Source organism: Tenacibaculum sp. TB-53 (assembly GCF_059716285.2).
The window spans coordinates 3063734-3090377 of sequence record NZ_CM202790.1 but is presented as its reverse complement, the minus strand read 5'-3'; the positions used below and the strand labels follow the sequence as shown (position 1 = coordinate 3090377).

Annotated in this window: 25 protein-coding genes; 19 read left to right on the top strand and 6 right to left on the bottom strand. The window is 33.1% G+C overall.

Translation table 11 applies throughout. From position 1 onward, the window contains the following. Positions 1 to 56: 56 nt before the first annotated feature. From AC3VJB_RS14190 to AC3VJB_RS14170, 5 genes are all read right to left on the bottom strand, one after another. The gene (locus tag AC3VJB_RS14190; RefSeq protein WP_047790313.1) at positions 57 to 239 is read right to left on the bottom strand and encodes a hypothetical protein; all 183 of its coding nucleotides are present in this window, start codon (positions 237 to 239) and stop codon (positions 57 to 59) included. Between the two features lie 105 nt (positions 240 to 344). Next, the gene (locus AC3VJB_RS14185; RefSeq protein ID WP_073182573.1) at positions 345 to 2090 is read right to left on the bottom strand and encodes a NupC/NupG family nucleoside CNT transporter; all 1746 of its coding nucleotides are present in this window, start codon (positions 2088 to 2090) and stop codon (positions 345 to 347) included. 15 nt (positions 2091 to 2105) lie between these two features. Next, the gene (locus AC3VJB_RS14180) at positions 2106 to 2717 is read right to left on the bottom strand and encodes a bifunctional nuclease family protein (RefSeq protein ID WP_159489003.1); all 612 of its coding nucleotides are present in this window, start codon (positions 2715 to 2717) and stop codon (positions 2106 to 2108) included. Between the two features lie 148 nt (positions 2718 to 2865). Continuing rightward, a complete protein-coding gene (locus AC3VJB_RS14175) occupies positions 2866 to 3819 on the bottom strand; it encodes an electron transfer flavoprotein subunit alpha/FixB family protein (protein WP_073182572.1) in 954 nt (317 codons plus the stop codon). Positions 3820 to 3927: 108 nt separating this feature from the next. Continuing rightward, positions 3928 to 4668: an electron transfer flavoprotein subunit beta/FixA family protein gene (locus tag AC3VJB_RS14170; RefSeq protein ID WP_281980622.1), complete on the bottom strand. Its 741-nt coding sequence runs from the start codon at positions 4666 to 4668 to the stop codon at positions 3928 to 3930. 215 nt (positions 4669 to 4883) lie between these two features. On the opposite strand from AC3VJB_RS14170, the gene AC3VJB_RS14165 reads away from it, so the two are divergent. The 15 genes from AC3VJB_RS14165 to AC3VJB_RS14095 all read left to right on the top strand — a co-directional run bounded on the left by AC3VJB_RS14165 (position 4884) and on the right by AC3VJB_RS14095 (position 22680). Continuing rightward, positions 4884 to 5864, top strand: coding sequence for a pyruvate dehydrogenase complex E1 component subunit beta (locus AC3VJB_RS14165; RefSeq protein WP_047790318.1), 981 nt, complete (start codon positions 4884 to 4886; stop codon positions 5862 to 5864). 78 nt (positions 5865 to 5942) lie between these two features. Further along, positions 5943 to 8471, top strand: a complete 2529-nt coding sequence (locus AC3VJB_RS14160; protein ID WP_437823670.1) for a DUF5686 family protein — start codon at positions 5943 to 5945, stop codon at positions 8469 to 8471. A 104-nt stretch (positions 8472 to 8575) separates the two neighbouring features. Beyond that, the gene (locus AC3VJB_RS14155) at positions 8576 to 9103 is read left to right on the top strand and encodes an inorganic diphosphatase (protein ID WP_047790320.1); all 528 of its coding nucleotides are present in this window, start codon (positions 8576 to 8578) and stop codon (positions 9101 to 9103) included. A 120-nt stretch (positions 9104 to 9223) separates the two neighbouring features. Next, positions 9224 to 11662: a sodium-translocating pyrophosphatase gene (locus tag AC3VJB_RS14150; protein WP_497667269.1), complete on the top strand. Its 2439-nt coding sequence runs from the start codon at positions 9224 to 9226 to the stop codon at positions 11660 to 11662. 230 nt (positions 11663 to 11892) lie between these two features. Next, on the top strand, positions 11893 to 13209 hold the full coding sequence (gene pabB, locus AC3VJB_RS14145; RefSeq protein WP_437823666.1) for an aminodeoxychorismate synthase component I: 1317 nt from the start codon (positions 11893 to 11895) through the stop codon (positions 13207 to 13209). Positions 13210 to 13275: 66 nt separating this feature from the next. Further along, complete coding sequence (locus AC3VJB_RS14140; protein ID WP_239178547.1) at positions 13276 to 13788, top strand: hypothetical protein; 513 nt, start codon at positions 13276 to 13278, stop codon at positions 13786 to 13788. Then, positions 13788 to 14615 (top strand): alpha/beta hydrolase, encoded by an 828-nt coding sequence (locus tag AC3VJB_RS14135; RefSeq protein WP_437823664.1) that lies wholly within the window; start codon positions 13788 to 13790, stop codon positions 14613 to 14615. The genes AC3VJB_RS14140 and AC3VJB_RS14135 overlap by 1 nt, the downstream gene beginning before the upstream one ends. Positions 14616 to 14626: 11 nt before the next feature. After that, complete coding sequence (tilS, locus tag AC3VJB_RS14130; protein WP_497667268.1) at positions 14627 to 15940, top strand: tRNA lysidine(34) synthetase TilS; 1314 nt, start codon at positions 14627 to 14629, stop codon at positions 15938 to 15940. 25 nt (positions 15941 to 15965) lie between these two features. After that, complete coding sequence (locus AC3VJB_RS14125; protein WP_047790330.1) at positions 15966 to 17930, top strand: protein-disulfide reductase DsbD family protein; 1965 nt, start codon at positions 15966 to 15968, stop codon at positions 17928 to 17930. Positions 17931 to 18008: 78 nt separating this feature from the next. Then, the gene (locus tag AC3VJB_RS14120; protein ID WP_073182562.1) at positions 18009 to 18581 is read left to right on the top strand and encodes a DUF4126 domain-containing protein; all 573 of its coding nucleotides are present in this window, start codon (positions 18009 to 18011) and stop codon (positions 18579 to 18581) included. 32 nt (positions 18582 to 18613) lie between these two features. Next, positions 18614 to 18976 (top strand): hypothetical protein, encoded by a 363-nt coding sequence (locus tag AC3VJB_RS14115; RefSeq protein WP_437823660.1) that lies wholly within the window; start codon positions 18614 to 18616, stop codon positions 18974 to 18976. A 39-nt stretch (positions 18977 to 19015) separates the two neighbouring features. Beyond that, complete coding sequence (locus AC3VJB_RS14110) at positions 19016 to 20551, top strand: YifB family Mg chelatase-like AAA ATPase (RefSeq protein ID WP_437823658.1); 1536 nt, start codon at positions 19016 to 19018, stop codon at positions 20549 to 20551. Between the two features lie 136 nt (positions 20552 to 20687). Beyond that, positions 20688 to 21695: a TlpA family protein disulfide reductase gene (locus AC3VJB_RS14105; protein ID WP_047790334.1), complete on the top strand. Its 1008-nt coding sequence runs from the start codon at positions 20688 to 20690 to the stop codon at positions 21693 to 21695. A gap of 102 nt (positions 21696 to 21797) precedes the next feature. After that, positions 21798 to 22091, top strand: coding sequence for a hypothetical protein (locus AC3VJB_RS14100; protein WP_073182561.1), 294 nt, complete (start codon positions 21798 to 21800; stop codon positions 22089 to 22091). An 82-nt stretch (positions 22092 to 22173) separates the two neighbouring features. Beyond that, positions 22174 to 22680 carry a ferritin gene (locus tag AC3VJB_RS14095; RefSeq protein ID WP_073182560.1) on the top strand — a complete coding sequence of 169 codons (507 nt, stop codon included), beginning with the start codon at positions 22174 to 22176 and terminating at the stop codon, positions 22678 to 22680. 119 nt (positions 22681 to 22799) lie between these two features. Here AC3VJB_RS14095 and ahcY read toward each other — a convergent pair whose 3' ends face one another. Further along, positions 22800 to 24116, bottom strand: coding sequence for an adenosylhomocysteinase (ahcY, locus tag AC3VJB_RS14090; RefSeq protein WP_159616960.1), 1317 nt, complete (start codon positions 24114 to 24116; stop codon positions 22800 to 22802). Positions 24117 to 24178: 62 nt separating this feature from the next. Between ahcY and AC3VJB_RS14085 the strand changes: the two genes are divergently transcribed. The 4 genes from AC3VJB_RS14085 to AC3VJB_RS14070 all read left to right on the top strand — a co-directional run bounded on the left by AC3VJB_RS14085 (position 24179) and on the right by AC3VJB_RS14070 (position 26477). Continuing rightward, positions 24179 to 24805 (top strand): 4'-phosphopantetheinyl transferase family protein, encoded by a 627-nt coding sequence (locus tag AC3VJB_RS14085; RefSeq protein ID WP_497667267.1) that lies wholly within the window; start codon positions 24179 to 24181, stop codon positions 24803 to 24805. A 181-nt stretch (positions 24806 to 24986) separates the two neighbouring features. Next, positions 24987 to 25247 (top strand): YkoF family thiamine-binding protein, encoded by a 261-nt coding sequence (locus tag AC3VJB_RS14080; RefSeq protein WP_073182558.1) that lies wholly within the window; start codon positions 24987 to 24989, stop codon positions 25245 to 25247. Further along, positions 25231 to 25863, top strand: coding sequence for a nicotinamide riboside transporter PnuC (pnuC, locus tag AC3VJB_RS14075; RefSeq protein ID WP_497667266.1), 633 nt, complete (start codon positions 25231 to 25233; stop codon positions 25861 to 25863). The genes AC3VJB_RS14080 and pnuC overlap by 17 nt, the downstream gene beginning before the upstream one ends. Then, positions 25824 to 26477, top strand: coding sequence for an ATP/GTP-binding protein (locus tag AC3VJB_RS14070; protein WP_437823650.1), 654 nt, complete (start codon positions 25824 to 25826; stop codon positions 26475 to 26477). The genes pnuC and AC3VJB_RS14070 overlap by 40 nt, the downstream gene beginning before the upstream one ends. Positions 26478 to 26644 lie beyond the last annotated feature (167 nt).

The following is a 26644-nucleotide window of genomic DNA, read 5'->3' as shown; positions in this document are numbered from 1 at the left end:
CATCTACAAAAAATGTAGATGCTTTTAAAATTATATTAATAAGTTATCAACTATAACTATGCCCAAACGCAAGTTCCGTTACTTTGACAGTAACCGTAGTCACAAAACTCTTGACCATTTGCAAATCTTGTACAACACATGCGTGTACCTTTACAATAGGTATAACGACCTCCGCTAACTTGGTTTTGCTCATTTTTTGATAACACTTTAATTCCTTTTAAACTTTTAAGTTTATTCATGATAGATTTAATTTGGGGGTTAATATTGGTATAAATATATCAAAAAAAAAGAATAAACAAAACTATTGTATTAAAAAACAACCAATTACCTATAACCTTTTATTTTTATCCTATAATCATCCCTGCTATGGTTGCAGACATTAGCGAAGCAATTGTACCTCCAACTAGGGCTTTCATTCCAAACTCAGATAAATTTTTACGTTGACCTGGTGCTAAAGAACCTATTCCTCCTATTTGAATTCCTATAGAAGCAAAATTGGCAAAACCGCACAACATATACGTAGCCATAATTACTGACTTGTTATAGGTTAAATGTGTAGCGCTTGCTGCATTTTTTAAATCAGCTAACTGGATATATCCTACAAACTCACTTGCAGCTAATTTAATACCTAATAGCTGTCCCATTAATGCCATATCTTCTTTAGCAACACCAATTAACCACATTAAAGGAGCGAAAGCATAACCTAAAATAAATTCTAATGACAATGCTTCATAAGGTGTAGTTCCTTCAATTAATTTATTCAAGGAAGTAAATTTCCAATCAAAATATTCAATTCCATCAAAACCTCCTATACTTCCTAAAATACCATTTATCATGGCTATAAAAGCAATAAAAACTAATAACATAGCTGCAACATTCATTGCCAATTGTAAGCCTTCAGTTGTTCCATTAGCTATAGCATCTAAAATATTTGAACCAATTTTTTCTGATGAAACCTGTACATCTGTATTTACTTCTTCTGTTTGTGGGTATAATATCTTGGAAATGATAATAGCTCCTGGTGCTGCCATTACAGATGCTGCTAATAGGTGTTTTGCATATAATAAGCGTAACGCTTCATCATCTCCTCCTAAAAACCCTATATAAGCTGCTAATACTGCTCCTGCTACGGTTGCCATTCCTCCTATCATTACTAACAAGATTTCAGAACGGTTCATTTTTTCTAAGTATGCCTTAATTAATAAAGGTGCTTCTGTTTGACCTAAGAAAATATTTCCTGCTACTGATAAACTTTCAGCTCCTGATATTTTTAAAAACTTAGATAATAACCAAGCTAAGCCTTTTACTACTTTTTGTATTAGTCCTAAATAAAACAATACTGATGTTAATGCCGAGAAAAATATAATGGTAGGTAGTACTTGAAAAGCAAAGATGAATCCAAAAGAATCCATATCAGCAACTAAACCGCTAAATAAAAACTCACTTCCTGCTCTTGTAAAGTCTAACACACTTACAAACAAGCCTCCAACTAGCTCAAATGTTTTTTGAACAAAAGGAACTTTTAAAACCCCAATTGCTATTAATAACTGAAAAGCCAACCCTAATCCTACTGTTTTCCAATCAATACCTCTTCGGTTTGCACTAAATAAAAAAGCAATAATTAGTAATGTTATCATCCCTAGAGCTCCTCTCCACAAACTTTGCATCGAAAAACCTTGACTTGGAATTATCTTTTTTGTTTTACTGACTACTTCTTCAACGTCTTTCCCTAAAACAACTATTGGTTCTGTTGTGAAATTATATAGTATGTTTTTTTCTGAGAGAGTTAAAACTTCATCTGTTAATTCAACCACGTTGTAATAACGAACTGTATCGTTGGGTTGCTTGTAGTTAAAAATTAATAAGTTGTTTTGATGAATATAGTTTCCTGAAGCTTGTAAACTATCTTTTTCTACTAAAGAGTATGTAAAGTTTCCTTCTGATAAAGTAAAAATATCTGTAGGATCTATAGAAACAATTGAATCTCCTTCTGTTGTTGTAATTGATGAGAAATTCCACTTTTTTTCAATGCTTTGGCTAAAAGTTATCATCGTAACGCAAAGCATTATGAAAGTAAATAGTTTCTTCATTTTTAATATTTTAAATTAAGAACGTTTGCTGATTTCATCACGAATTCTAGCTGCCAACTCATAATTTTCATTGGCTACAGCATCGTTAAGTTGTTCGTGTAATTCTTTAAGTGACAAGTGTGAGTAATTATCCTTTCCTTCTTCTTCTTCTATTGAAAACTCGATTTCATCTTCATCAGATTCTAAATCTTCTTCAATTGTTAATTCTTCATCCATTTTTAGATAAATACCTGCTTTATCTAAAATGTTTTCATATGTAAAAATTGGAGCTTCAAATCGAACTGCCAATGCTATAGCATCTGATGTTCTTGTATCAATAACCTCTTCTATTCCTTCTCTTTCACAAATTAAGCTTGAATAAAATACTCCATCAACTAACTTGTGTATAATTACTTGTTTAACGGTGATAGAGAATCGATCAGAAAACGTTTTAAATAAATCGTGAGTAAGTGGTCTTGGTGGACGGATTTCTTTTTCTAAGGCTATTGCTATTGATTGTGCCTCAAACGCTCCTATTATTATAGGAAGTGTTCTGGTTCCCTCCATTTCACTTAGCACTAAAGCATATGCCCCACTTTGTGTTTGGCTATACGAAATCCCTTTTATAGTTAGTTTAATTAAACTCATGTACAATCAATCATCATAAAATACAAAAAAACTGTCTAAATTTAGGCCTTTTGCTTAAAATTTTAGACAGCCTTCTAAAGTGGGCACAATTTACTAAAAATTATGAGTTGAACTCTAATTTCTAGAAAAAGAAAAAATTACCACTATTTTATGCTTGTTTAAAAGCTTTTAATTTTTCTACTAACTGAGGTACAACTTCAAAAGCATCACCAACAATACCATAATCAGCAGCTTTAAAGAAAGGTGCTTCTGGATCTGTGTTAACAACTACTTTTACCTTAGATGCGTTAATTCCTGCTAAATGCTGAATTGCACCTGAAATACCTATAGCTATGTATAAGTTTGAAGCTACAGGCTTACCAGTTTGACCAACGTGTTCGCTATGAGGACGCCATCCTAAATCAGATACAGGCTTAGAACATGCAGTTGCAGCACCTAAAACATCAGCTAACTCTTCAACCATTCCCCAGTTTTCAGGTCCTTTTAAACCTCTACCTGCAGAAACAACAATATCAGCATCAGCAATAGTAACTTTACCAGTTGCTCTATTAATATTTTCAGATTTCACTCCTAATTCAGGTAATGTAGCATCAAAACTCTCAGTAGAACCACTTACCGGATTTTCATGTGCTCCATATGAGTTTTTAGCAACACCCACTACTTTGTTATCAGTTGAAATTTCAGTATTGTTGAAGCCTTTATTTGAGAATGCTTTTCTCTTAACAACAAAAGGACTAGTGCTACTTGGTAATGCTACCGCATTTGAAGCATATCCAGCTTCTAAAGCTACAGCTACTAACGGTCCTACAGTTAATCCATCAACACTAGAATCGATAATTACCGTGTTAGCTCCTTTTGCTTCTGCTACTTGTTTAATAATTGAAGCATATGCTTTAGCATTAAAAGAAGATAAATCATTCTTTACTTCTACTACTTTTTCTGCTCCGTAAGTATATAATTCAGAAGCATCACCTCCATTAATAGTTAACACTACTAAGTCGCTTCCTAATTGTTCTGCTACTTTTTTTCCGTATGAAACAACTTCAAAAGCTGTTTTTTTGAATTTTCCTTCCGATGAATCGGCAAAAACTAATACAGACATATTTATTTATTTTTTAGTCGTTAGTGGTTAGTGGTTAGTTTTTAATCATTAAACACTAACAAGTATTTTTATTCTTTCTTTTAAACTCTATTAAAACAGTTCAACTGATTAAATTACTTTTGCTTCGTTATGTAATAAATCAATTAAATCATCAACATTATCAACTAACTTAACCGCTCCTTTTGGTGCTGGTTTTTCAAAATTTTGAGTTGCTGTTGCTGCTGTTGCTCCAGTTGGCTCTACCACCTTTAATGGTTTTTTACGTGCCATCATAATACCTCTCATATTAGGAATACGTAAATCTTTTTCTTCTACAATTCCTTTTTGACCTGCTATCACCATTGGTAAAGTAGAGGATACTTTTTCTTCACCTCCATCAATCTCTCTATTTAAAGTAACATTTGTTCCGTCTACCTCTACACCAACACATCCATTAACAAAGTTAAAATCTAACAAAGAGGCTAACATTCCAGGAACCATTTGTCCGTTATAGTCAGCAGATTCTTTTCCTGCTAATACTAAATCATATCCTCCATTTTTAACAACTTCAGCTAATTCTTTAGCTACCATAAAACCGTCAGTTGGTTCAGCGTTTACACGAATTGCATCATCTGCTCCAATTGCTAACGCTTTACGTAAAGTAGGCTCTGTAGAAGCTCCTCCAACATTCACTACAGTTACACTTGCTCCTTGCTTTTCTTTAAACCACATGGCACGAGTTAAGCTAAACTCGTCGTATGGATTAATAACATATTGAACCCCGTTAGTATCAAACTTTGTATCGTTATCAGTAAAGTTGATTTTTGAAGTAGTATCAGGTACATGACTGATACAAACTAATATTTTCATATATATCGTTGTTTTAAAGAAACTTAATTTTATGCCACGAAGTTAAGGATTTTTTTTAATTTATTATGCGTGCATAATAAATTTTTTCCTTAACATTAATCAGTCTCAAAATTAAGGTATTATTATTACATAATCATTTGTTGTTTTTAAAACTACAATATTACCCCTATTTTTATTATTTTTGCACTCTTGATAAACAACTACTTATAAAACGTATGAAAACAGTACAATTTAGAGAAGCCGTTTGCGAAGCAATGAGCGAAGAAATGCGTAGAGATGAAAGCATTTATTTAATCGGTGAAGAAGTTGCTGAGTATAACGGAGCATATAAAGCCAGTAAAGGAATGCTAGACGAGTTTGGTGACAAACGTGTTATTGATGCTCCTATTGCCGAACTAGGCTTTGGTGGTATTGCTGTAGGATCAGCAATGAATGGTAACCGCCCTATTGTTGAGTATATGACTTTTAATTTCTCTTTAGTAGGAATTGACCAAATTATTAACAATGCTGCAAAAATCCGTCAAATGAGTGGTGGACAATTCAACTGCCCTATTGTTTTTCGTGGACCAACAGCTTCTGCAGGTCAATTAGCAGCAACCCACTCACAAGCTTTTGAAAGTTGGTATGCAAACTGCCCAGGATTAAAAGTAATTGTTCCTTCTAATCCATACGATGCTAAAGGTTTATTAAAAGCTGCTATTCGAGATGATGATCCAGTTATTTTTATGGAGTCTGAACAAATGTATGGTGATAAAATGGAAATTCCTGAAGGAGAATATATCATCCCTATTGGAGTTGCTGATATTAAAAGAGAAGGTACCGATGTTACGGTAGTTTCTTTTGGTAAAATTATTAAAGAAGCATACAAAGCTGCTGACGAATTGGCTAAAGAAGGTATTTCTATTGAAATTATTGATTTACGCACAGTTCGTCCGATGGATCATAAAGCTATTTTAGAATCTGTTAAGAAGACAAATAGATTAGTTATTTTAGAAGAAGCTTGGCCATTTGGTAGTGTTTCATCAGAAATTACTTTTAGGGTACAAGACGAAGCATTTGATTATTTAGATGCTCCTATTAAAAGAATTACAACTGCCGACGCTCCTGCACCTTATTCTCCAGTATTATTGGAAGAATGGTTACCTAATGCGAATGATGTTATTTCAGCAGTAAAAGAAGTGATGTACCGCAAGTAATTGAAGAAAAAAGAAATTGAAAAAATAAATTAAAATCCTTTTGACTCAGGTCAAAAGGATTTTGTAGTAAAAAAAATAATGAAACATCTTCTTACCTTATTACTGCTACTAACTACCAGTATTTTAAGTGCACAATTAACTATACAAGGTAAAGTGGTTGACGAATTTGACACTCCTATGCCTTTCGTTAATGTAATTCTAAAAAACACCACTTATGGAACCACAACAGACGATAATGGAAAGTTTTTCCTAAAAACCAACAAATATAGGGGCACACTAGAAATTTCCTTTGTAGGTTTTCAAACTCACACTATTAAAGTGAGTCAAAAAACAAAGTTTTTAAATATTGTTTTAAAAGAAGAAAGTAATGAACTTGAAGAAGTTGTTATCGTTACCAAACCTAAAAAAAGGTTAAAGAAAAAAGAAAATCCTGCTTATAGAATTTTAAAAGAAATTTGGAAACGTAAAAGAAAAAATGGACTTGATTTAGTTGATCATTATCAATATAAAAAAAACACATCCATAGAAATAGGTCTTAATAATTTAGACACTCTTTTCTTAAAAAAGATATTTAAGAAAGAATACAAACAAGCACTTCAAGAAATAAAGTATGATAGCGACGGAATAAATTACTACATACCTATTTATTTAAATGAACAAGTTGCCAATGTGTATGGAGACAACAAAAATAATAATATCAGAGAAGACATAGAGGCTGAGAAATCAGAAGGACTTAGCGCTCAGGGTTTTATTTTTGACCGAATGGCCAACACCTTTCAAAATATTGATGTTTTTAAAAACAACATTACATTACTTCAAAAGCCTTTTATCAGTCCTTTATCTACTGATGGTTTTTCTACATATGACTATGTTCTTTACGATAGTGTCGTAAACAACAATAAAAAGCTTTACAATATTTATTTCTTTCCAAGGCGCGATGGAGATTTGGCCTTTCAAGGTAATTTTTGGGTAGCTGACAAAAATTTTTCTATCAAAAAATTAAAAATGAAAGTTCATAAAAGTATTAATTTAAACTTTGTAAGAGGACTTAGCTTTGAAAAAGAGTTTGAGGTACGAAACGACAGTATTTACATCCCTACCAAAAATGCTTATGAAGGTGATTTTACATTCATCGATAAAAACGAAAGCAATAAAGGATTAACAATTAAAAAAGATATTACTTTTAAGAATTATGTCTTAAACAAAGCTCTTCCTAAAAACTTCTATGAACAAACTATTGAGAAAATTAGACCTGATCAATATGAAAAAGAAGATTCTTACTGGAAGAATATTCAAACCGATGAAAGTAAAAAAACACACAAACTAATTGAAAGTGTTAAAGAAAAAAAACAAATAAAAAATTTAACAGGATTAATAAACACGGTAGCCAGTGGTTATATAAACACCAAACTAGGTGTTCAAATTGGACCTTTGTGGACTGCTTTTGCCAGTAACCAAGTAGAAGGCTTTAGAACTAAAGTTGGATTCAGAACCTTTGTAACCAAAGACGATCGTTTTCGTTTAGGTGGGCATATTGCTTACGGCTTTAAAGACGAACAAGTAAAATATGGTGCAGAAGCACGTTATCTTTTATCTTACAAACCTAGAATTGCCGTTGGAGTTGCATACCAAAACGATATTGAGCAACTCGGTAGTACTCTTTTAAACACAACACAACTTTTAGGAAGAAGCTTTGGAACAACTGCATTATTTTCAAGAGGAGACAATTTCTTTTTATCTGATGTTGAAAAAATAGCTGCAAACTTTGATTATCAAATTCAGCAAAACTTACATGTAGGTTTTAATTTTTCTCACTCAAAAATTAAATCAGCTTCTGAGAAAGATTTCTCTATGAATTACAGAGATGAAAACGGAAATATTCAATCACAAGTTACTGATGTGGCTTCTGATATTTATGTTTCTTTCACTCCCGGAAGGTTTGTATATGGACTGGGGGTAGAAAGGCGTTTTGGACGAAATGTATTCCCTACTTTTGTACTGAACTACCGAAGAGGTTACAAAGGACCTTTTAACGGAACTCACAGTTACGATAAAATTCAGTTTAAATACAGCCAACCTATTTTATTAAGTAAATTCGGAACTTTAGACGCTAGTTTTGAAGCTGGAAAAACATTTGGAACAGTTCCAGTTGCCTTATTAAGCCCTATCCCTGCCAACCAAACATTTTCTTTAGTTAAAGACACTTTCGCGCTACTAAATTACTACGATTTTGTAGCTGATGAATATTTGGCAGGACATTTTGAACACCATTTTAATGGTTATATTCTAAATAGAATACCCCTATTAAAAAAACTGAAACTAAGAAGCTTAGTTTCTTTTAGAGCTGCTTACGGGAACATTTCTCAACAAAATAGAGCTATAAATGATGGATTAATCAATAGTAGTGGAGCGCATAATGTTAACTATAACGCTCCAAACAAACTATATTACGAATACAGTGTAGGATTAGAAAATATTGGATATGGTAACTTACGTTTTCTGAGAATTGACGCTATTTGGAGAAGTAATTATACACCTCCTGCAGGATCAATTGTTGCTCCAACACCTAAATTTGCTATCCGTATTGGTATTAAACCCGGCTTATAATCATACATTTAACCATAAAATACCTTTGTTTTTTCTTTAAAAAAACTAATAAATCACTACTTTTGCAAACCGATTTTTAGAAAACGAAGAAAAGTTTAGAATATATGACCGCAAAAGAAAGAAAAACAGTTGATGTTTTAATTGAAATACCAAAAGGTAGTAGAAACAAGTATGAATACGATTTTGATTTAGGAAAAATTCGTTTTGACAGAATGTTATTCTCATCAATGATGTATCCTGGAGACTATGGATTTATCCCTCAAACTTTAGCGTTAGATGGTGACCCATTAGACGTATTAGTATTGGGTGCTGAACCAACTTTTCCTATGTGTGTTATGGAAGTAAAACCAATTGGTGTTTTCCATATGGCAGACGAAAAAGGGCCAGATGAAAAAATAGTTTGTGTCCCTGTTTCTGACCCAATTTGGAACAGATACAACGATATTACTGACCTAAATCCACACCGTCAAAAAGAAATCACTCACTTCTTCCAAGTATACAAAGACTTAGAAAAGAAAAAAGTTGATATTGGAGACTGGGGTAATGCTGATGAAGCCTACGAAATCTTAGATAAATGTTTAGAGCGTTATGAAAATAGCGAACATAAAACAAATGGAGATTTTACTATCTAATTTGTAAAAAAACTCCTTTTATAAAACAAAAAACCTCTCAGTTGTAACTGAGAGGTTTTTTGTTTAGTTATTGATTTTGTTATATTTACGAACACTTATAACTAATCAAATAACAATAACATGAAACAAAATATGATATATGTGCCAATAGTTTTGGCACTTTTAGGACTCATTTTTATGTATATAAAAATGGTCTGGGTTAAAAAACAAGATGCAGGAAATGATAAAATGAAATCTATTTCAAAAAGTATTAAAGAAGGAGCTCTTGCTTTTTTAGCTGCCGAATATCGATTATTACTAATCTTTGTTATTATCTCTTCATTAGCCTTATTCGGAATCTCTCAAGTAGTAGAAACAACAAGTATTATGATTGTTCCTGCATTTATTATCGGAGCAATATTTTCTGCACTCGCAGGAAACATAGGAATGCGAATCGCTACCGATGCTAATGCACGAACCGCAGAAGCTGCAAAAACTAGCCTGCCCCAAGCTTTAAAAGTATCTTTTGGTGGTGGAACCGTAATGGGGCTTGGTGTCGCTGGTTTAGCTGTTTTAGGTCTAAGTTTATTTTTTCTAATATTTGTTGGTCAATTTATTACAGATGGAGGTAACTTTTACAAAGAAATGACTGTTGTATTAGAAGCCTTGGCTGGATTTTCTTTAGGAGCTGAATCTATTGCTTTATTTGCTCGTGTTGGTGGAGGTATTTATACCAAAGCTGCCGATGTAGGTGCCGATTTAGTTGGAAAAGTAGAAGCAGGAATTCCTGAAGACGATCCTCGTAACCCAGCAACCATTGCAGATAACGTTGGTGACAATGTTGGTGATGTTGCAGGTATGGGGGCCGATTTGTTTGGTTCGTACGTAGCAACCGTACTAGCAGCCATGGTACTAGGAAACTATGTTATTAGAGATATGTCTATAACCTCACCTTTTTCTGATGCCTTTAACGGAATGGGACCAATATTACTACCTTTAGTAATTGCAGGAGTTGGTATTATTGCATCAATCATCGGAACTTTTTTAGTAGGAATTAAGGATAATAGTGCAAAAGAAGCACAAGTACAAAAAGCACTAGATACTGGAAACTGGGTCGCTATTATTTTAACATTAATAGCTAGTTTCTTCTTGATTAAATGGATGCTTCCTCAAACAATGCAAATGAAGTTCTTCGGAGAAGGCTTTAAAGAAGTAGCAGCTATCAATGTGTTTTGGGCTGCCTGTATTGGTTTAGCTGTAGGAGCATTAATCTCAATGGTTACAGCTTATTATACCAGTTTAGGTAAAAAACCAGTGTTAGCTATCGTACAAAATAGTGCTACAGGTGCTGGAACCAATATTATTGCTGGTTTAGCGGTAGGTATGAAATCTACTTTTTTATCTGTTTTATTATTTGCAGCAGCTATTTATGGCTCATATTATTTCGCTGGATTTTACGGAGTTGCTTTAGCAGCTTCAGCAATGATGGCAACAACGGCAATGCAATTAGCTATTGATGCATTTGGTCCTATTGCAGATAATGCGGGTGGAGTTGCTGAAATGAGTGAATTAGAAGATCACGTCCGTGAACGTACCGACATATTAGATTCTGTAGGAAATACTACTGCTGCAGTTGGTAAAGGGTTCGCCATCGCTTCCGCAGCTTTAACAGCCTTAGCTTTATTTGCTGCTTATGTGACTTTTACAGGAATTGACGGAATAAATATTTTTAAAGCTGATGTATTAGCCATGTTATTTGTCGGTGGAATGATTCCTGTTATATTCTCAGCATTAGCCATGCAATCAGTAGGAAAAGCAGCTATGGAAATGGTACATGAAGTACGTCGACAGTTTAGAGAAATCCCAGGAATTATGGAAGGAACGGGCACCCCTGAATATGCAAAATGTGTAGATATTTCAACCAAAGCTGCTTTAAAAGAAATGATTTTACCAGGGTTAATTACCATTATCACCCCAGTAATTATCGGGGTAGTTTTTGGTGCTGAACCTCTAGGTGGTTATATGGCTGGTGTTTGTGTATCGGGTGTTATGTGGGCTATTTTCCAAAATAATGCAGGTGGCGCTTGGGACAATGCTAAAAAATCGTTTGAAGCTGGTGTTGAAATCAACGGAGAAATGACTTACAAAGGTTCTGATGCGCATAAAGCTGCTGTAACAGGTGATACTGTTGGTGATCCTTTTAAAGACACCTCTGGACCATCAATGAATATTTTAATTAAACTTACGTGTTTAGTTGGTTTAGTTATTGCCCCAATATTAGGCGGACATACTTCTTCAGAAACACATGAAAAGACAGAAAATAGTAAAGTCTGGATTGACAAAAACGGTGAAAAACACGAAATAAAGCTTTATACTGATACTGAATTTACTACAGAAAACAAATTAGAAAACATCGTTAAAGTGAATATTGTAAAGAATGATGATGGTACTGCTAAAGCTATTATTTCTACTACAATTGTTAAAAACGGTGAAGAAACAACTGAAGAAAAAACTTTTGAAGGTACTTTAGAAGAAGTTGAAAAGAAAATAAAAGCCTACGAAAACTCAAAAAAAGAATAATACCAGTTATGATTTGAAATTACGGTAAAAGAAAATGATGATTTTTTTCTTTATCCAAGTTTCAAAAATCAAACATAGCCTTAGCTACGTTTTCTTTTTTAAATGAAGAAGAAAGGGAAAAAAGGTGTTTTATTACGGTAATTTCAAGTTGTAAATGGTATAACCCTCAAAATTATATAAAACTCAAACCCGATAGCAGTATTTCTATCGGGTTTCTTATTTTTGTGGCGATGTCAAGAACCGTCCGTATTTTTTCTATAGACACCCCTGAGCTCTTCAAGCAAAAGCTGTTTGTTTGGACTAAACAATTTGAAACAGCTATTTGGCTAGATTCTAACAATTACGAGCAACAATATAGCTCTTTCGATTGTGCTTTAGCTGTAGAAGAGTTTACTTCTATTAAAACAGATTACTATAATGCTTTTGATAAACTAAAAGAATATCAGTCTTTCACCAAAGATTACATCTTTGGTTACATTAGTTACGATGTTAAAAATAATGTAGAAAAACTAACTTCTAAGAATTTTGACGGACTTCATTTTCCTGACTTGTATTTTTTTCAGCCTCAAAAACTACTATTCATCAAAGGAAATACTGTTGAATTTCATTATTTACAAATGATTGATGATGAGTTAGAAGAAGATTTTGAAGATATCATTGAAACGAACCCTTCTATTGATAATTATCAACAAGAAGAAACAGATGAAGTAAAAATAAAATTACGTATCCATAAAGATGAATACCATCAAAAAGTAGAAAAAGTATTAGAACATATACATAGAGGAGATATTTATGAAGCTAACTTTTGTCAAGAATTCTATGCAGAAAACACAGCTATAAATCCCTATAGAGTATACACACAGTTAAACAAAATATCGGAACCTCCATTTGCAACGTTTTTTAGAAACGACAATCATTATTTACTATCGGCAACTCCAGAACGCTATTTGCGAAAAGAAGGTTCAAAAATTATTTCGCAACCTATAAAAGGAACCGCAAAACGTTTAATCAATCCGATTGAAGACGAAAAAATTGCGTTCGATTTAGCTCGTGATGAAAAAGAACGGTCAGAAAATATTATGATTGTAGATTTAGTTCGTAACGACTTATCAAGAACAGCTAAAAAAGGAAGTGTCCAAGTAGAAGAACTATGTAAAGTATATTCGTTTAAGCAAGTACATCAAATGATTTCTACCGTAGTTTCAGAAATTGAAAACACCACACACCCAGTTGATGTAATTAAAGATACTTTTCCAATGGGAAGTATGACCGGAGCTCCAAAAATTTCCGCCATGAAAATTATTGAAGACCTAGAAGAAACTAAACGTGGTTTATATTCAGGTACCGTCGGGTATTTTACTCCAAATGGCGACTTCGATTTTAACGTAGTTATCCGAAGTATTTTATACAATTCCGAGAACAAATACGTTTCATACTCAGTTGGTGGGGCTATTACAGCAAAATCTACTCCAGAAAAGGAGTATGAAGAATGTTTACTCAAAGCCAAGGCTATGAAATATGTTTTAACTCACACTAACAAAAGTTAGCTATATTTATAGCAAATACTCAGAAAAAGTATTTCTAATCAAAAAACTATTACAAAAAATAAAGAAATGAAAAACACAATTAAACTTATACTATTCGTTGCTATTATTGCATCAATGACGTCTTGTAAAGCAAACAAGTATTCATTTTTAAACGACTATCCTACTAAAAATGTTCCTTTGGTTGATAGTACAAACTTTAGCAATCATGTAGAGGGTAAATTATTAACAAAACCACAACAAGAGCTTTTAAAACTTCCTTCAATTTTTGAAGAGCAATTAGATGAAGAGAATGCTAAAATTGGTGTTTCCTATCTCCCAAAAATATCAGAAAGCTTTCAATCAGTAGTATATTATTTCTATCCAAATAATACTGAGTTAATCTCTATGCTGGTAACTTACGATAAACAATTTAATATAATTAATAGTCAAGTATTGGCTTATGACGAAATTGCAGAAGGAATGTTAAAAACCACCTCTACTCTTAATAAAAATAGTATTGAATTAGTTGAATATATTTCTGACTCTCCTTCTACTATTATTTTTAATATTTTAGAAGACGGAAACATTACAAGAGACTAATGACACACCATAAAACATTTACATTCAATTTTCATAAAACTGAGTTTTTTGGTCAGTATTGGCAACCAGAAACTGTAAAAGCCATAGTGGTAATTATTCACGGAATGGGAGAACATTCTGGCAGATATGAACACGTTGCCAAAAAACTAACCGATAATAATTTGGGGGTAATTGCTTTTGATCACTTTGGCCATGGAAAAACAACAGGAAAAAGAGGACACAACCCAGGTTACAACTATGTATTAGAAAGTGTAACTAAACTAATTGATAAAGCTAAAGAGGTTTTTGGTGATAAACCTACGTTTTTATATGGGCACTCTATGGGAGGCAACACTGTAATTAATTACACTCTAAGAGAAAAACATCATCTAAACGGCGTTATAGCTACCAGTCCTTTTTTACGTTTAGCTTTTCAGCCACCTGCTTGGAAGCTTTCGTTAGGAAAAGTAATGCAAAAAATAGCTCCTTCAGTGACTTTAGGAAATGAGTTAGATGCTAACGATGTATCTCGTGATCCTGTTGAAGTTGAAAAGTATAGTAATGACCCATTAGTTCATGATAAGGTGAGCCCTAATTTTTCTTTATCATTTATTGATGCTGGTGAATGGGCTATTAATAATGCATCTTCTTTAAAAACTCCAATGTTATTATTACACGGTACAGGTGATAAAATTATTGATTATAAAGGCACGGAGGCTTTTGCTAACAATACGCCTAAAGCTAGTATAAAACTATACGAAGGAGGATATCATGAGTTACAAAATGACTTATGTAAAGAAGAAATGTTACAAGATGTTGTAAGCTGGTTAAACACTCAATTACAATAATTATTATTCACATGCTCCAACAATTAGCAAAACATATTGACGAACAATTTTCTTTTTTAAAAGAAAAAAAGTTACTAATTGCTATTTCTGGGGGAGTTGATAGTGTTGTACTAACACACCTCTTACATCAACTACAGTTTAATATTTCGTTAGCACACTGTAATTTTCAACTAAGAGGAAAAGAAAGTGATTTAGATGAACTCTTTATTAAAGAGTTAGGAAAAAGTTTGAACATTCAAACATTTACAACACGCTTTAACACTAATGAATATGCTACTAAAAATAAATTATCAACACAACTAGCAGCAAGAGAGTTACGTTACAGTTGGTTTGACTCCCTAAGTAAAGAAAATAATTTTGATTATATATTAACAGCCCATCATGCTGATGATAATTTAGAGACATTTTTAATTAATCTCTCTAGAGGCACTGGTTTAGAGGGCTTAACAGGAATCCCTCCAATTAATAAAAATATCATTAGACCCTTGCTTATTTTTTCTCGTGAAGAGATTGTAGCCTTTGCCAAAAACAATAATATTAAATGGCGTGAAGATGAAAGTAATTCAGAAACCAAATATCTTCGAAATAAAATACGCCACCAGATTGTACCTACACTAAAAGAATTGAATGACAGCGTTTTAAAAAACTTCAATAAAACAATTGATCATTTAAAAGAGTCTCAACAAATTATTGATGATAAAATAGCGGACATTACCCATGAAATTGTCTCAAAAGAGGGAGATTTATTAAAAATAAATATTGAAAAACTGTTAAAGTTATCCAACCCAAAAGCATACCTCTACCAGCTGCTAAAGTCCTATAAATTCACGGAATGGAACGATGTTTACAACTTGATTTATGCACAATCTGGCAAGCAGATTTTAACAAAATTTTATACTTTGTTGAAAGACAGAGATTTTTTATTACTTTTACGCACTAATGAAAAAAGTTCCTTTGAAAAGGAATATTTCATTATTAGGGAGGAAAACAAAGAAATTACAGCACCGATAAAGCTGCAACTAAAAAAAGTTCTAAAAAAAACTAACATTAATAAAGAAAACATTTATGTTGATTATGAACTTCTTAACTTCCCTCTAAAACTCAGACGGTGGAAATCCGGCGACTTTTTTTATCCTAAAGGAATGATAGGTCGAAAAAAAGTAAGTAAATATTTTAAAGACGAAAAAATATCAATTGTAAACAAAAATAAAATTTGGTTGCTCTGTTCTAGTAAAAACGAAGTTATTTGGATAGTAGGAAAACGACAAGATAGACGCTTTTTACCAACAGAAAAAACAACCAAACTATTAAAAATTAGTATTTAATTAACCCCATCAAACTACATATAGAATGAAAAAATTCTTTACTCTATTTTTATTATTCATAGGTTTAGCGGTTTATTCTCAATCTGACGATAACCCCGTAGTTGTTACTCCTAAGGTAGAGAAAATCTCTGATACTGAGTACGACTTAATTTTTGACGTGTTAATTGCTGAAGACTGGCATTTATATTCTCAATACAACCCAGAAGATGCTTCACTACCTATGACAATTGCACCAGCAGAAGGACAATCTGGATATACCTTAAATGGTAAAGCAAAAGAAAGTGAAACAGAAACTCAGTTTAGTGAAATCTGGGGAAAAGATGAAATCTTCTTTGTTGACGAAGGTAAGTTAATTCAAAGAATTACTGTTTCAGACTCAACTTTAACAAAAGTTACATTAAATCTTGATGCCCAAGTTTGTAAAGAATACTGTTTACCTTTTGATGAAGATTTTACATTTTCTTTAACAGGTGAAAAAGTAGCACAAACAGTTGCTGAAGTTGATGACAAAAGTAAAGAACTATCTCAAACTTTAAATTTAGACTTAAAAAATACAATTTTATTAAAAAGCTCAACTGACACAAATACTGGTGAAGAAGAGGAAGACAATAGTCTTTTAAATATTTTCCTATTAGGTTTTGTTGGTGGATTATTAGCTTTCCTAACTCCATGTGTATTTCCAATGGTTCCTTTAACTGTATCGTTTTTCACAAAACGTACAGAAAAAAGAGGAAAAGGTGTTGGTAGCGCTATCCTATACGGTTTTTTCATCGTATTAATTTATGGTTTAATAAGTCTTCCTTTTCATTTCTTAGATACTTTAGATCCTGAAATATTAAATAGTATTTCAACAAACATATGGTTAAACCTATTTTTCTTTGTAATACTAATATTTTTTGCAGGTTCATTCTTCGGTTTTTATGAATTAACACTACCTAGTTCTTGGAGTAATAAAGCAGATAGCGCTTCAAATGTTGGAGGCGTTCTTGGAGTTTTCTTCATGGCATTAACTTTAGCTATTGTATCATTTTCTTGTACAGGACCTATTTTAGGTTCATTATTAGCAGGATCATTAAGTGGAGGAGCAATGCAATTATCTGTAGGTATGGTTGGTTTTGGTTTAGCATTAGCTTTACCTTTTGCTCTTTTTGCGATGTTCCCTAACTGGTTAAACACATTACCAAAATCTGGTGGATGGTTAAATACTGTTAAAGTTGTTTTAGGATTTATTGAATTAGCTTTTGCATTTAAATTCTTATCAAATGCTGATTTAGTAGGACACTGGGGAATACTAAAAAGAGAAATTTTTATTGGAATATGGGCTTTAATTGCGTTCCTTTTAGCACTGTACTTATTTGGTTTCATAGGAAAAAGGTATGGTAAAATGACCTTATTTAGAGTTTTAGTAGGAATTGGAGCCTTAGCTTTAGCAGTATACTTAGCTCCTGGTGTAATGGAAAACCCTTCTTGGAGTCAAAATAAATTATTAAGCGGGTTTGCTCCACCTAAATTCCATAGTATATACAAAAAAGACAATCAATGTCCTTTAAACTTAAACTGTTTTAAAGATTTTGATGAAGGTATAGCTTACGCAAAATCTGTTAACAAGCCTGTTTTATTAGATTTTACAGGATGGGCATGTGTTAACTGTCGTAAAATGGAAGAAAACATATGGAGTCAACCAGATATCTACTCATTAATAAATGATGATTATGTATTAATTTCATTATATGTTGATGATCATCAAAGAATGTTACCAGAAGAAGAGCAATTTGATTTTATTAAATCTAATGGGAAAGTAAAAAGAATTAGAACCTATGGTGATAAATGGGCTACTTTCCAGTCTGCTAACTTTAAAACAGCTTCTCAACCATTTTATGTACTAATGAGTCCTGAACTTGAAATATTAAACTCACCTCAACAATATACAGATCACGGAACATACTATAATTGGTTAAAAACTGGTTTAGATAGATTTAACTCTAACTAATTATAATATAAATATTATATATTTAAAAGCCTCTTTTTTAAAAAAGAGGCTTTTTTTATATCTTTCAATAAAAAATATATGACACCAGAAACTATTATCAGCATATTTTTAGGAATTGGCTTAGCTGCTTCCGTAGGGTTTAGAGTATTTTTACCTCTATTTACGTTAAGCTTAGCAGGATATTACAATGTTATTCCATTAAATGAAAACTGGCTGTGGGTAGCAAGTACCCCTGCTATTATAGCATTAGGTGTAGCTACAATATTAGAAATATTTGCATATTATATTCCTTGGTTTGACAACTTACTCGATACCATAGCTGTTCCGTTAGCCGCAATTGCAGGTACTGCAGTAATGGTTTCAACTGTGGCAGATTTATCACCAGTTATTACTTGGGCTTTAGCAATTATTGCTGGTGGCGGAACAGCATCAGCTATAAAGGGCACTGCTGCTTCTACTCGACTTACTTCTACAGCAACAACTGGAGGAGTTGCCAATCCAATTATTTCAACCGTAGAAACAGGCACCTCGTTAGTTATGTCTGCATTTTCTATTTTTTTCCCTATACTGGCTATTATTCTAGTTATTTTGATTTTTATTAGTATACGTAAAATGTTTAAATACATTTTTTCTAAATCAAAAAAGGTATAATTATTGGTGTTATTTTTATAAATCTAACTTTTTTGAAAAATAATATTACTACCATCTTTTTAATTACCGTCATACTTTCTACTTCAGCGCAAGAAATTAAGAAAAAAGAGAAGGCCCTTGGAAGTATTTATACTTTCTCCAATACCTATTCTACTTTTTATGATTCATCAACAGTTAATAAAAATTTAGATTTAAATGGATTATCTTTTTTTATTGTAAATCAACAAGACATTGATAACAATTCTTTCTCTATTCCATTTGATAAACTAAATAAAAAACCTACTTCTTTTATTTATGATGACTATATAGATTATCAAAATAACAACCTTTTAAAAGGGTTCTTAAAAAAGAATGATCCAACTCATTGGAGTCCACAGCAAATGCAATTACAATAAGTTTTATTTTTTCTCTATCTTTAGCGAAAAGAGAAAAATATGCTAGTAAAAGTCTATGGAAGTGCTGTTTTTGGTATTGAAGCAACCACAATTACTGTTGAAGTTAATATTGATAAAGGTATAGGATATCATTTAGTTGGATTACCCGATAAAGCTGTAAGTGAAAGTTCGTATCGAATCTCTGCCGCTTTAGCTAATAACAGTTACAAACTCCCTGGAAAGAAAATCATTATTAACATGGCACCAGCCGATATTCGTAAAGAAGGTGCTGCCTACGATTTAACTTTAGCTATTGGTATTTTGGCTGCCTCCAATCAAATAAAATCAGAACAGATTGATGAATATATTATTATGGGAGAACTTTCTCTTGATGGAAGTTTACAACCTATAAAAGGAGCTCTACCTATTGCTATTAAGGCTCGTGAAGAAGGATTTAAACACTTTATCCTTCCAAAAGAAAATGCCAAAGAGGCTGCTATAGTTAATGACTTAAATGTTCTTGGGGTAGACAATATTATGGAAGTTATAAACCATTTTGATGGTAACAAACTAATTGAACCTACAACCGTTGACACCCGCGCTGAATTTTACAAGCACATTGACTTTCCTGAGTTTGATTTTGCTGATGTAAAAGGACAAGAATCTATAAAACGTTGCATGGAAATTGCCGCTGCTGGTGGACATAATATCATTCTTATTGGACCTCCAGGAGCAGGTAAAACAATGTTAGCAAAACGTTTGCCATCCATTCTTCCTCCTATGACCTTACACGAAGCCTTAGAAACCACTAAAATACATTCAGTGGTAGGAAAAGTAAAAAATACTGGCTTAATGTATCAACGTCCCTTTCGCTCACCACATCATACAATTTCAGATGTTGCGCTCGTAGGTGGAGGACAATACCCACAACCTGGAGAAATATCTTTGGCACATAATGGTGTTTTATTCTTAGATGAACTTCCCGAATTTAAGCGTACCGTTTTAGAGGTAATGCGTCAACCTTTAGAAGATAGAGAAGTTACTATATCACGTGCCCGTTTTACCGTAAACTATCCTAGTAGTTTTATGTTAGTTGCTAGTATGAATCCGAGTCCTTCTGGATATTTCAACAATCCCGACTCACCGGTTACCTCCTCTCCTGCCGAAATGCAACGTTATTTAAGCAAAATTTCTGGTCCCTTGTTAGACAGAATCGATATCCACATTGAAGTAACACCAGTACCTTTTGATAAGCTTTCTGATGAACGAAAAGGAGAAAGTAGTGTAGATATTAGAGAAAGAGTTACCCTTGCTCGTGAAATACAAACAACTAGATTTAAAAACCTTGAAAACATTCATTACAACGCACAAATGAATGTAAAGCAAATTCGTGAATTTTGTAAATTATCAGAAGAAAGTAAAAGCTTATTAAAAGTGGCCATGGAAAAGTTAAACCTATCAGCTAGGGCTTATGACAGAATTTTAAAAGTATCTCGTACCATTGCCGATTTAGCTTCTTCCGAAAATATACTATCCGAACATATTACCGAAGCAATTCAGTATAGAAGTCTAGATCGTGAAGGTTGGTTAGGATAATTATAAAGTTAAAATTCAATAAAGTATACAACTTTAAGACAGTTAGTGAAATGTTAAAAAATTGTGCTTTCATATAAAATCACTAATTTAGGCGTTTATTTAAAAAGCTAAACAGCAAAATTAAACATACACCCTAATGAAAAAATTAGTTTACTTATTGGCATTTTCTATTGCCTTAGTTTCATGTAAAGAGAAACAAAAAGATTATGTGACTTTTTCTGGAAAAATTACCAACAAAAACTCTGAAACAGTTACTATTTCTAACCCTCAATTTAAATTCAACAAAGTAATTAAAGTTGGTGAGGATGGAACTTTTAAAGATACTATGAATGTAAAAGATGGTTTCTACAGATTTTTTGATGGTAAAGAATATACTGCTTTATACTTAAAAAACGGAGCCGATATTAATATGACGATTGATGCTAAAAAATTTGACGAAACTATAACTTATACAGGGGTTGGTTTTGAAGAAAGTGCTTTTTTAGCTAAAGCTTCATTAGAGCAAAAGAAATTATTTGAAGATAAAGAATTAATGAATTTACCAGAGTTAGACTTCAGATCTAAAGTTTCTAATTTTGTTGATGATTTTAACAAAAGATTTGAAGGAGCCTCATTAGATTCTACTTTTGTAGCAAGTCAAAAACAAAGTATTGCTGGTTTAGAAAATTACTTAACTAAAATGTATAACGACAAGCAATACATTACTAAAAAATTAGCTAAGGGTGCTGAATCTCCTAAGTTTGTTAATTACGAAAACAATGCTGGTGGTACTACTTCTTTAGATGATTTAAAAGGTAAGTATGTGTATATCGATTTATGGGCTACTTGGTGTCAACCATGTAAAAATGAAATTCCTTTCTTAAAGAAAGTTGAAGAAAAATATCACAATAAAAACATCGAGTTCGTAAGTATTTCTGTTGACAGACAAAAAGACTATGAAACTTGGAAAAAAATGATTGTTGATAAAGAATTATCAGGAGTACAATTATATGCTAAAGAAGATAAAGCTTTCATGGATGCGTATAGAGTATCAGGAATTCCAAGATTTATTTTATTAGATCCAGAAGGAAAGATTATAGACTCTAATGCTCCAAGACCTTCTAATCCTAAATTAGTTGAGTTATTTGAATCATTAAATATCTAGTCTTAAAAGACATTTTATAATAAAAAGCCTGCAAATTTGCGGGCTTTTTTATTCCTTACATTATTCTTTTTTAGATTGATTAAAAATAATTATATTTGCGGAATGAATTTTTTAACAGAAGATGTATCGTTTAAAGTATCTTGTGGTGGCAGAAACTGCTACCAGCTAGATTTAGGCTATAAAGTAATAGATTTTACTTTCTGCCAACTATTAGCCTTCAGGAAAAAAGTATTAGAACGCGCTTCGTACGAATCATTAGAAACGATTATCGACGGTGATAACTTCGTACTCCTTTTTGCAGCAGACAACAAACACTTATTATTCTTAGATGTACCTCAACTTATAGAATTACGAGAACTTCTTTTAGCTGTTTTTAAGCAGAAAACCCTTTACTAAGACTAGCTTTAAATTAGGCACTCCATTCTTTTTAAAGCCTTATAATCTGTATCTTTATAGTATTAAAACTAAACAAAATATTATGGAAACAGCAATAAGAAGAGACATGATTTTAGACGTGGAAGTAGTTGATTTGCTAAACCACCAAATAACAATGGAGCAACAAGCCTCTTCTAAGTATTTAGCGATGGCCTCTTGGTGCGACCAAAGAGAACTTAGAAATAGTGCAGCATACTTTTATAAGCAAGCGGAAGAAGAAAGAGAGCACATGATGAAAATTTTTAAATTCGTTAACGATAATGGCGGTAGTGCAATGTCACCTGTAGCTACTGAAGTTTCTCACGAATTTGAAAGCTTACGAGCTATTTTTGAAGCTTCTTTAGATGCAGAAATAGAAGTTACCAAATCTATTCACCACGTATTTAAAACTGCAAGAAAAGTAGGCGATTTCACTTCTGAAATCTTTTTACAATGGTTTGTAACAGAACAAGCCGAAGAAGAAGAAAAAGTAAGAGACATTTTAGACTTAATCGATTTAATGGAAGGTATGCCTTTAAAAATGATTGATGAGCGTATTCCTACTGAATAAAACAAAACGTTTATAAAAAGCATAAAAAATCCCGCAACAATGTTGCGGGATTTTTTGTGTCTTGATTCTTGATTCTTGATTCTTGATTCTAAAAATCTCAAATCTATAATAATCTAAATCTAGTATCTATAGTGTTCTGGTTTGTATGGACCTTCAACAGTTACTCCAATATATTTAGCTTGATCTTCACGTAACTCAGTTAACTCTACACCAATCTTAGCTAAGTGTAATTTTGCTACTTTTTCATCTAAGTGTTTTGGTAACATGTACACCTCGTTTTTATACGCATCAGAATTATTCCATAACTCGATTTGCGCTAAAGTTTGATTTGTAAATGAGTTAGACATTACAAAACTTGGGTGACCAGTAGCACAACCTAAGTTTACTAAACGTCCTTCTGCTAATACGATAATATCGTTTCCTTTTACTGTGTACTTATCAACCTGAGGCTTAATTTCAACCTTAGTATCACCGTATGTTTCATTTAACCAAGCCATTTGGATTTCGTTATCAAAGTGACCGATGTTACAAACGATAGTCTTATCTTTCATTGCTTCGAAGTGCTCAGAACGTACGATATCTTTGTTACCAGTAGTAGTAATTACGATATCAGCCTTACCTACAACAGTTTCTAATTTCTTTACTTCAAAACCGTCCATAGCAGCTTGTAACGCACAAATAGGATCAATTTCAGTAACAGTAACGATAGAACCAGCTCCACGGAAAGAAGCCGCAGTACCTTTACCAACATCACCATAACCACAAACCACTACTCTTTTACCAGCTAACATTACATCAGTAGCACGACGAATTGCATCAACTGCAGATTCTTTACATCCGTACTTATTGTCAAACTTCGATTTAGTAACCGAGTCATTTACATTAATAGCAGGCATTGGTAACGTTCCGTTTTTCATACGCTCGTATAAACGGTGTACCCCTGTAGTAGTTTCTTCAGATAATCCTTTAATTCCAGGAGCTAACTCAGGATATTTATCTAAAACCATATTCGTTAAATCTCCACCATCATCTAAAATCATGTTTAATGGCTTCTTATCTTCACCAAAGAATAATGTTTGTTCAATACACCAATCAAACTCTTCCTCGTTCATACCTTTCCAAGCATACACAGGAGTTCCAGCAGCAGCAATAGCAGCAGCAGCTTGATCTTGCGTAGAGAAGATATTACAAGAACTCCAAGTAACCTCAGCTCCTAAAGCCTGTAACGTTTCAATTAAAACCGCAGTTTGAATCGTCATGTGTAAACATCCTGCAATTCTTGCTCCCTTTAAAGGTTGCTCATCTTTATACTCTTCGCGTAAACTCATTAACCCTGGCATTTCAGCTTCTGCCAATTCAATCTCTTTTCTTCCCCAATCAGCTAAAGAAATATCTTTAACTTTGTAAGGAACATATGTCGCGGTTTTTGTGCTCATATTTTTGTATATTTATGTATCTTAAATTTGAGTCGCAAAATTACGAAATAACTTTCTAAAATATGCCTCTTTACAAAACATTAACGATAAACAACCATGCTAAAGCATTGATTTGGAAGATTGAAGAATCTTTTGAACAACTTTCTAACGGCGTTTCTTTAACAAAAGGAAATCAACAAAGAGTAAACGGCATGAAGTCCGATTTACACCAAAGAGGCTTTATGAGCGTACGCCATTTGCTAAAAGAAGTTGGCTACACCGATGGTGATTTACTATACGATGGCTACGGTAAACCACACTTAAAAGACGGTAAATTCATTTCAATTACCCATTCATTTACCTTTTCGGCAATAATTATTTCCGATACACAACCTGTGGGAATAGATATTGAAATGCAGCGCGACAAAATTGTAAAAATCGCACACAAATTCACCCCTATAGAAGAATACAAATCCATAGCCAACCACGATGCTTTGGTAAGCAAACTCACCATTGTTTGGGGCGCCAAAGAAAGTTTGTATAAAATCTACGGAAAGAAAAAATTGCTCTTCTTAGAAAACATTTATATTGAAGATTTCTCTTTTGACACCAATCAAACCACTGGAAAAATCTTGTACGAAGGACAAACCTCTGAGTACGACATCCTCTTTTTAGAAATGGAAGGGTTCACCTGCGTATGCGCTTGTTAAAAAACGTATCACACTCTCCTACTCCAAAACTCTACAACCCAAAAACTTTGCCACTATGAGACTTTGAAGCTCTACATCTTTGCGACTAAAAAACTCTGTAACTAAAAAATCTCCCAAAACCTTTCCCGCACAACAACAGCTTAACTTTAGTAACTTTGCATCTTTCTAATTAGGAACAACCATGAAAATATCCGTAGAATTGACCTTAAGTCCGCTTCAGAACGAATTTGAAGAACCAATTATCAATTTCATCAAAAAACTAAGAGCTTCGGGATTAACCGTATTAGAAAATCCGTTAAGCACACAAGTGTATGGAGATTATGATACCGTGATGCGTTTGGTTACTTCTGAATTGAAAAATGCCTTTGAATTGATTGACAACGGATTGCTATTTATGAAAATCGTAAAAACCGATCGTAGCGATTATGAGCCAACTTTTTGATTTCCTTTTTGGGCAGTATGCTGATTACAATCCTATTGATGTTTGGCTAGAAATTATTGCCGTTATTTTTGGATTTTTATCCGTTTGGTATTCAAAACAGAATAAAATTTGGGTATTCCCTACAGGGATGATAAGCACTGCTATTTTTGTGTACCTCTTGTTAAAGTGGGAACTGTTAGGCGATATGATGATTAATGGGTACTATTTTATGATGAGTGTATACGGTTGGTATATCTGGACGCGAAAAGTAGACGCCACCCATGTAACTCCTATCTCTAGAACCACACTTAAAGAAAAAAAACAAAGCGTAGCCATATTTGTAGCCACCTTAGTTTTTGTCTATGCTGTGTATACCGTTTTTGATAAATGGACGAGCTGGACAGCTTATGTAGATACCATTACCACTGCTATTTTCTTTGTGGGAATGTGGCTCATGGCAAAACGAAAAATAGAAAACTGGATTTATTGGATTATTGGTGATATTATCTCCGTTCCACTCTACTTTTACAAAGGATTTACCTTTACCAGTTTTCAATATTTATTATTTACCTTTATAGCAATTGCAGGATATTTAGCATGGAAAAAGCACTTACACAACAACCCATCAACCTTGTAAAGGTGGTATTATTTGGACCTGAAAGCACAGGAAAAACAACACTTTCTGGTCAGTTAGCACGTCATTATAATACTGTTTGGGCTCCCGAATTTGCTCGTGAATACTTGCAAGACAAGTGGAACAACGAACGTAAAACTTGTGAACAACACGATTTAATTCCGATTGCTGAAGGACAAATGAGCTTGGAAAATGAATTGGCTAAAAAGGCGGATAAAGTACTGATCTGCGATACCGATTTATTGGAAACCAAAGTATATTCTGAAGAGTATTATGGCGGATTCGTAGACCCAAAATTAGACGAGGCTGCGATTGCAAATACTTACGATATTTATTTCTTAACCTATATCGATACGCCTTGGGAAGCGGATGATTTACGCGACAGACCCGAACAACGATTGGAAATGTTTAAAGCCTTTGAAAATGCGTTGAAAAAGTACAACCGTCCGTATGTGTTATTAAAAGGCGACAAAGAAACTCGATTGAAAAAAGCAGTGGAAGTTATTGATGCGTTACTCTCTAAAAAAGAAAACTTATACTCTTTTTCCGACACCCTTACCGATTTAGATATGCACTTTATGCACCAATCACCCGACACGCCTAATTACGATTTGTAAGCATCGCTAAATGTCATTACTACAATAGATAAACGTCATTTCGAGCGATAGCGAGAAATCTGCTTAATTCTAGTTACGAATACCCTTTAAAGTTCCCAACTCTCACCAATAAGAGTCACTTCTATTAGTAAGCCCCCTTTACAAACAACAATAGATTCCCTATATTT

Excerpts from the sequence above, each read along its gene's own strand:
- ahcY (WP_159616960.1), bottom strand. The coding sequence starts at position 24,116 with ATGAGCACAAAAACCGCGACATATGTTCCTTACAAAGTTAAAGATATT.
- AC3VJB_RS14165 (WP_047790318.1), top strand. The coding sequence starts at position 4,884 with ATGAAAACAGTACAATTTAGAGAAGCCGTTTGCGAAGCAATGAGCGAA.
- tilS (WP_497667268.1), top strand. The coding sequence starts at position 14,627 with ATGCTCCAACAATTAGCAAAACATATTGACGAACAATTTTCTTTTTTA.
- AC3VJB_RS14095 (WP_073182560.1), top strand. The coding sequence starts at position 22,174 with ATGGAAACAGCAATAAGAAGAGACATGATTTTAGACGTGGAAGTAGTT.
- AC3VJB_RS14185 (WP_073182573.1), bottom strand. The coding sequence starts at position 2,090 with ATGAAGAAACTATTTACTTTCATAATGCTTTGCGTTACGATGATAACT.
- AC3VJB_RS14170 (WP_281980622.1), bottom strand. The coding sequence starts at position 4,668 with ATGAAAATATTAGTTTGTATCAGTCATGTACCTGATACTACTTCAAAA.
- AC3VJB_RS14125 (WP_047790330.1), top strand. The coding sequence starts at position 15,966 with ATGAAAAAATTCTTTACTCTATTTTTATTATTCATAGGTTTAGCGGTT.
- AC3VJB_RS14085 (WP_497667267.1), top strand. The coding sequence starts at position 24,179 with ATGCCTCTTTACAAAACATTAACGATAAACAACCATGCTAAAGCATTG.
- AC3VJB_RS14155 (WP_047790320.1), top strand. The coding sequence starts at position 8,576 with ATGACCGCAAAAGAAAGAAAAACAGTTGATGTTTTAATTGAAATACCA.
- AC3VJB_RS14120 (WP_073182562.1), top strand. The coding sequence starts at position 18,009 with ATGACACCAGAAACTATTATCAGCATATTTTTAGGAATTGGCTTAGCT.
- AC3VJB_RS14080 (WP_073182558.1), top strand. The coding sequence starts at position 24,987 with ATGAAAATATCCGTAGAATTGACCTTAAGTCCGCTTCAGAACGAATTT.
- AC3VJB_RS14160 (WP_437823670.1), top strand. The coding sequence starts at position 5,943 with ATGAAACATCTTCTTACCTTATTACTGCTACTAACTACCAGTATTTTA.
- AC3VJB_RS14140 (WP_239178547.1), top strand. The coding sequence starts at position 13,276 with ATGAAAAACACAATTAAACTTATACTATTCGTTGCTATTATTGCATCA.
- AC3VJB_RS14150 (WP_497667269.1), top strand. The coding sequence starts at position 9,224 with ATGAAACAAAATATGATATATGTGCCAATAGTTTTGGCACTTTTAGGA.
- AC3VJB_RS14100 (WP_073182561.1), top strand. The coding sequence starts at position 21,798 with ATGAATTTTTTAACAGAAGATGTATCGTTTAAAGTATCTTGTGGTGGC.
- pabB (WP_437823666.1), top strand. The coding sequence starts at position 11,893 with ATGTCAAGAACCGTCCGTATTTTTTCTATAGACACCCCTGAGCTCTTC.
- AC3VJB_RS14070 (WP_437823650.1), top strand. The coding sequence starts at position 25,824 with ATGGAAAAAGCACTTACACAACAACCCATCAACCTTGTAAAGGTGGTA.
- AC3VJB_RS14175 (WP_073182572.1), bottom strand. The coding sequence starts at position 3,819 with ATGTCTGTATTAGTTTTTGCCGATTCATCGGAAGGAAAATTCAAAAAA.
- AC3VJB_RS14110 (WP_437823658.1), top strand. The coding sequence starts at position 19,016 with ATGCTAGTAAAAGTCTATGGAAGTGCTGTTTTTGGTATTGAAGCAACC.
- AC3VJB_RS14105 (WP_047790334.1), top strand. The coding sequence starts at position 20,688 with ATGAAAAAATTAGTTTACTTATTGGCATTTTCTATTGCCTTAGTTTCA.
- AC3VJB_RS14190 (WP_047790313.1), bottom strand. The coding sequence starts at position 239 with ATGAATAAACTTAAAAGTTTAAAAGGAATTAAAGTGTTATCAAAAAAT.
- pnuC (WP_497667266.1), top strand. The coding sequence starts at position 25,231 with ATGAGCCAACTTTTTGATTTCCTTTTTGGGCAGTATGCTGATTACAAT.
- AC3VJB_RS14180 (WP_159489003.1), bottom strand. The coding sequence starts at position 2,717 with ATGAGTTTAATTAAACTAACTATAAAAGGGATTTCGTATAGCCAAACA.
- AC3VJB_RS14135 (WP_437823664.1), top strand. The coding sequence starts at position 13,788 with ATGACACACCATAAAACATTTACATTCAATTTTCATAAAACTGAGTTT.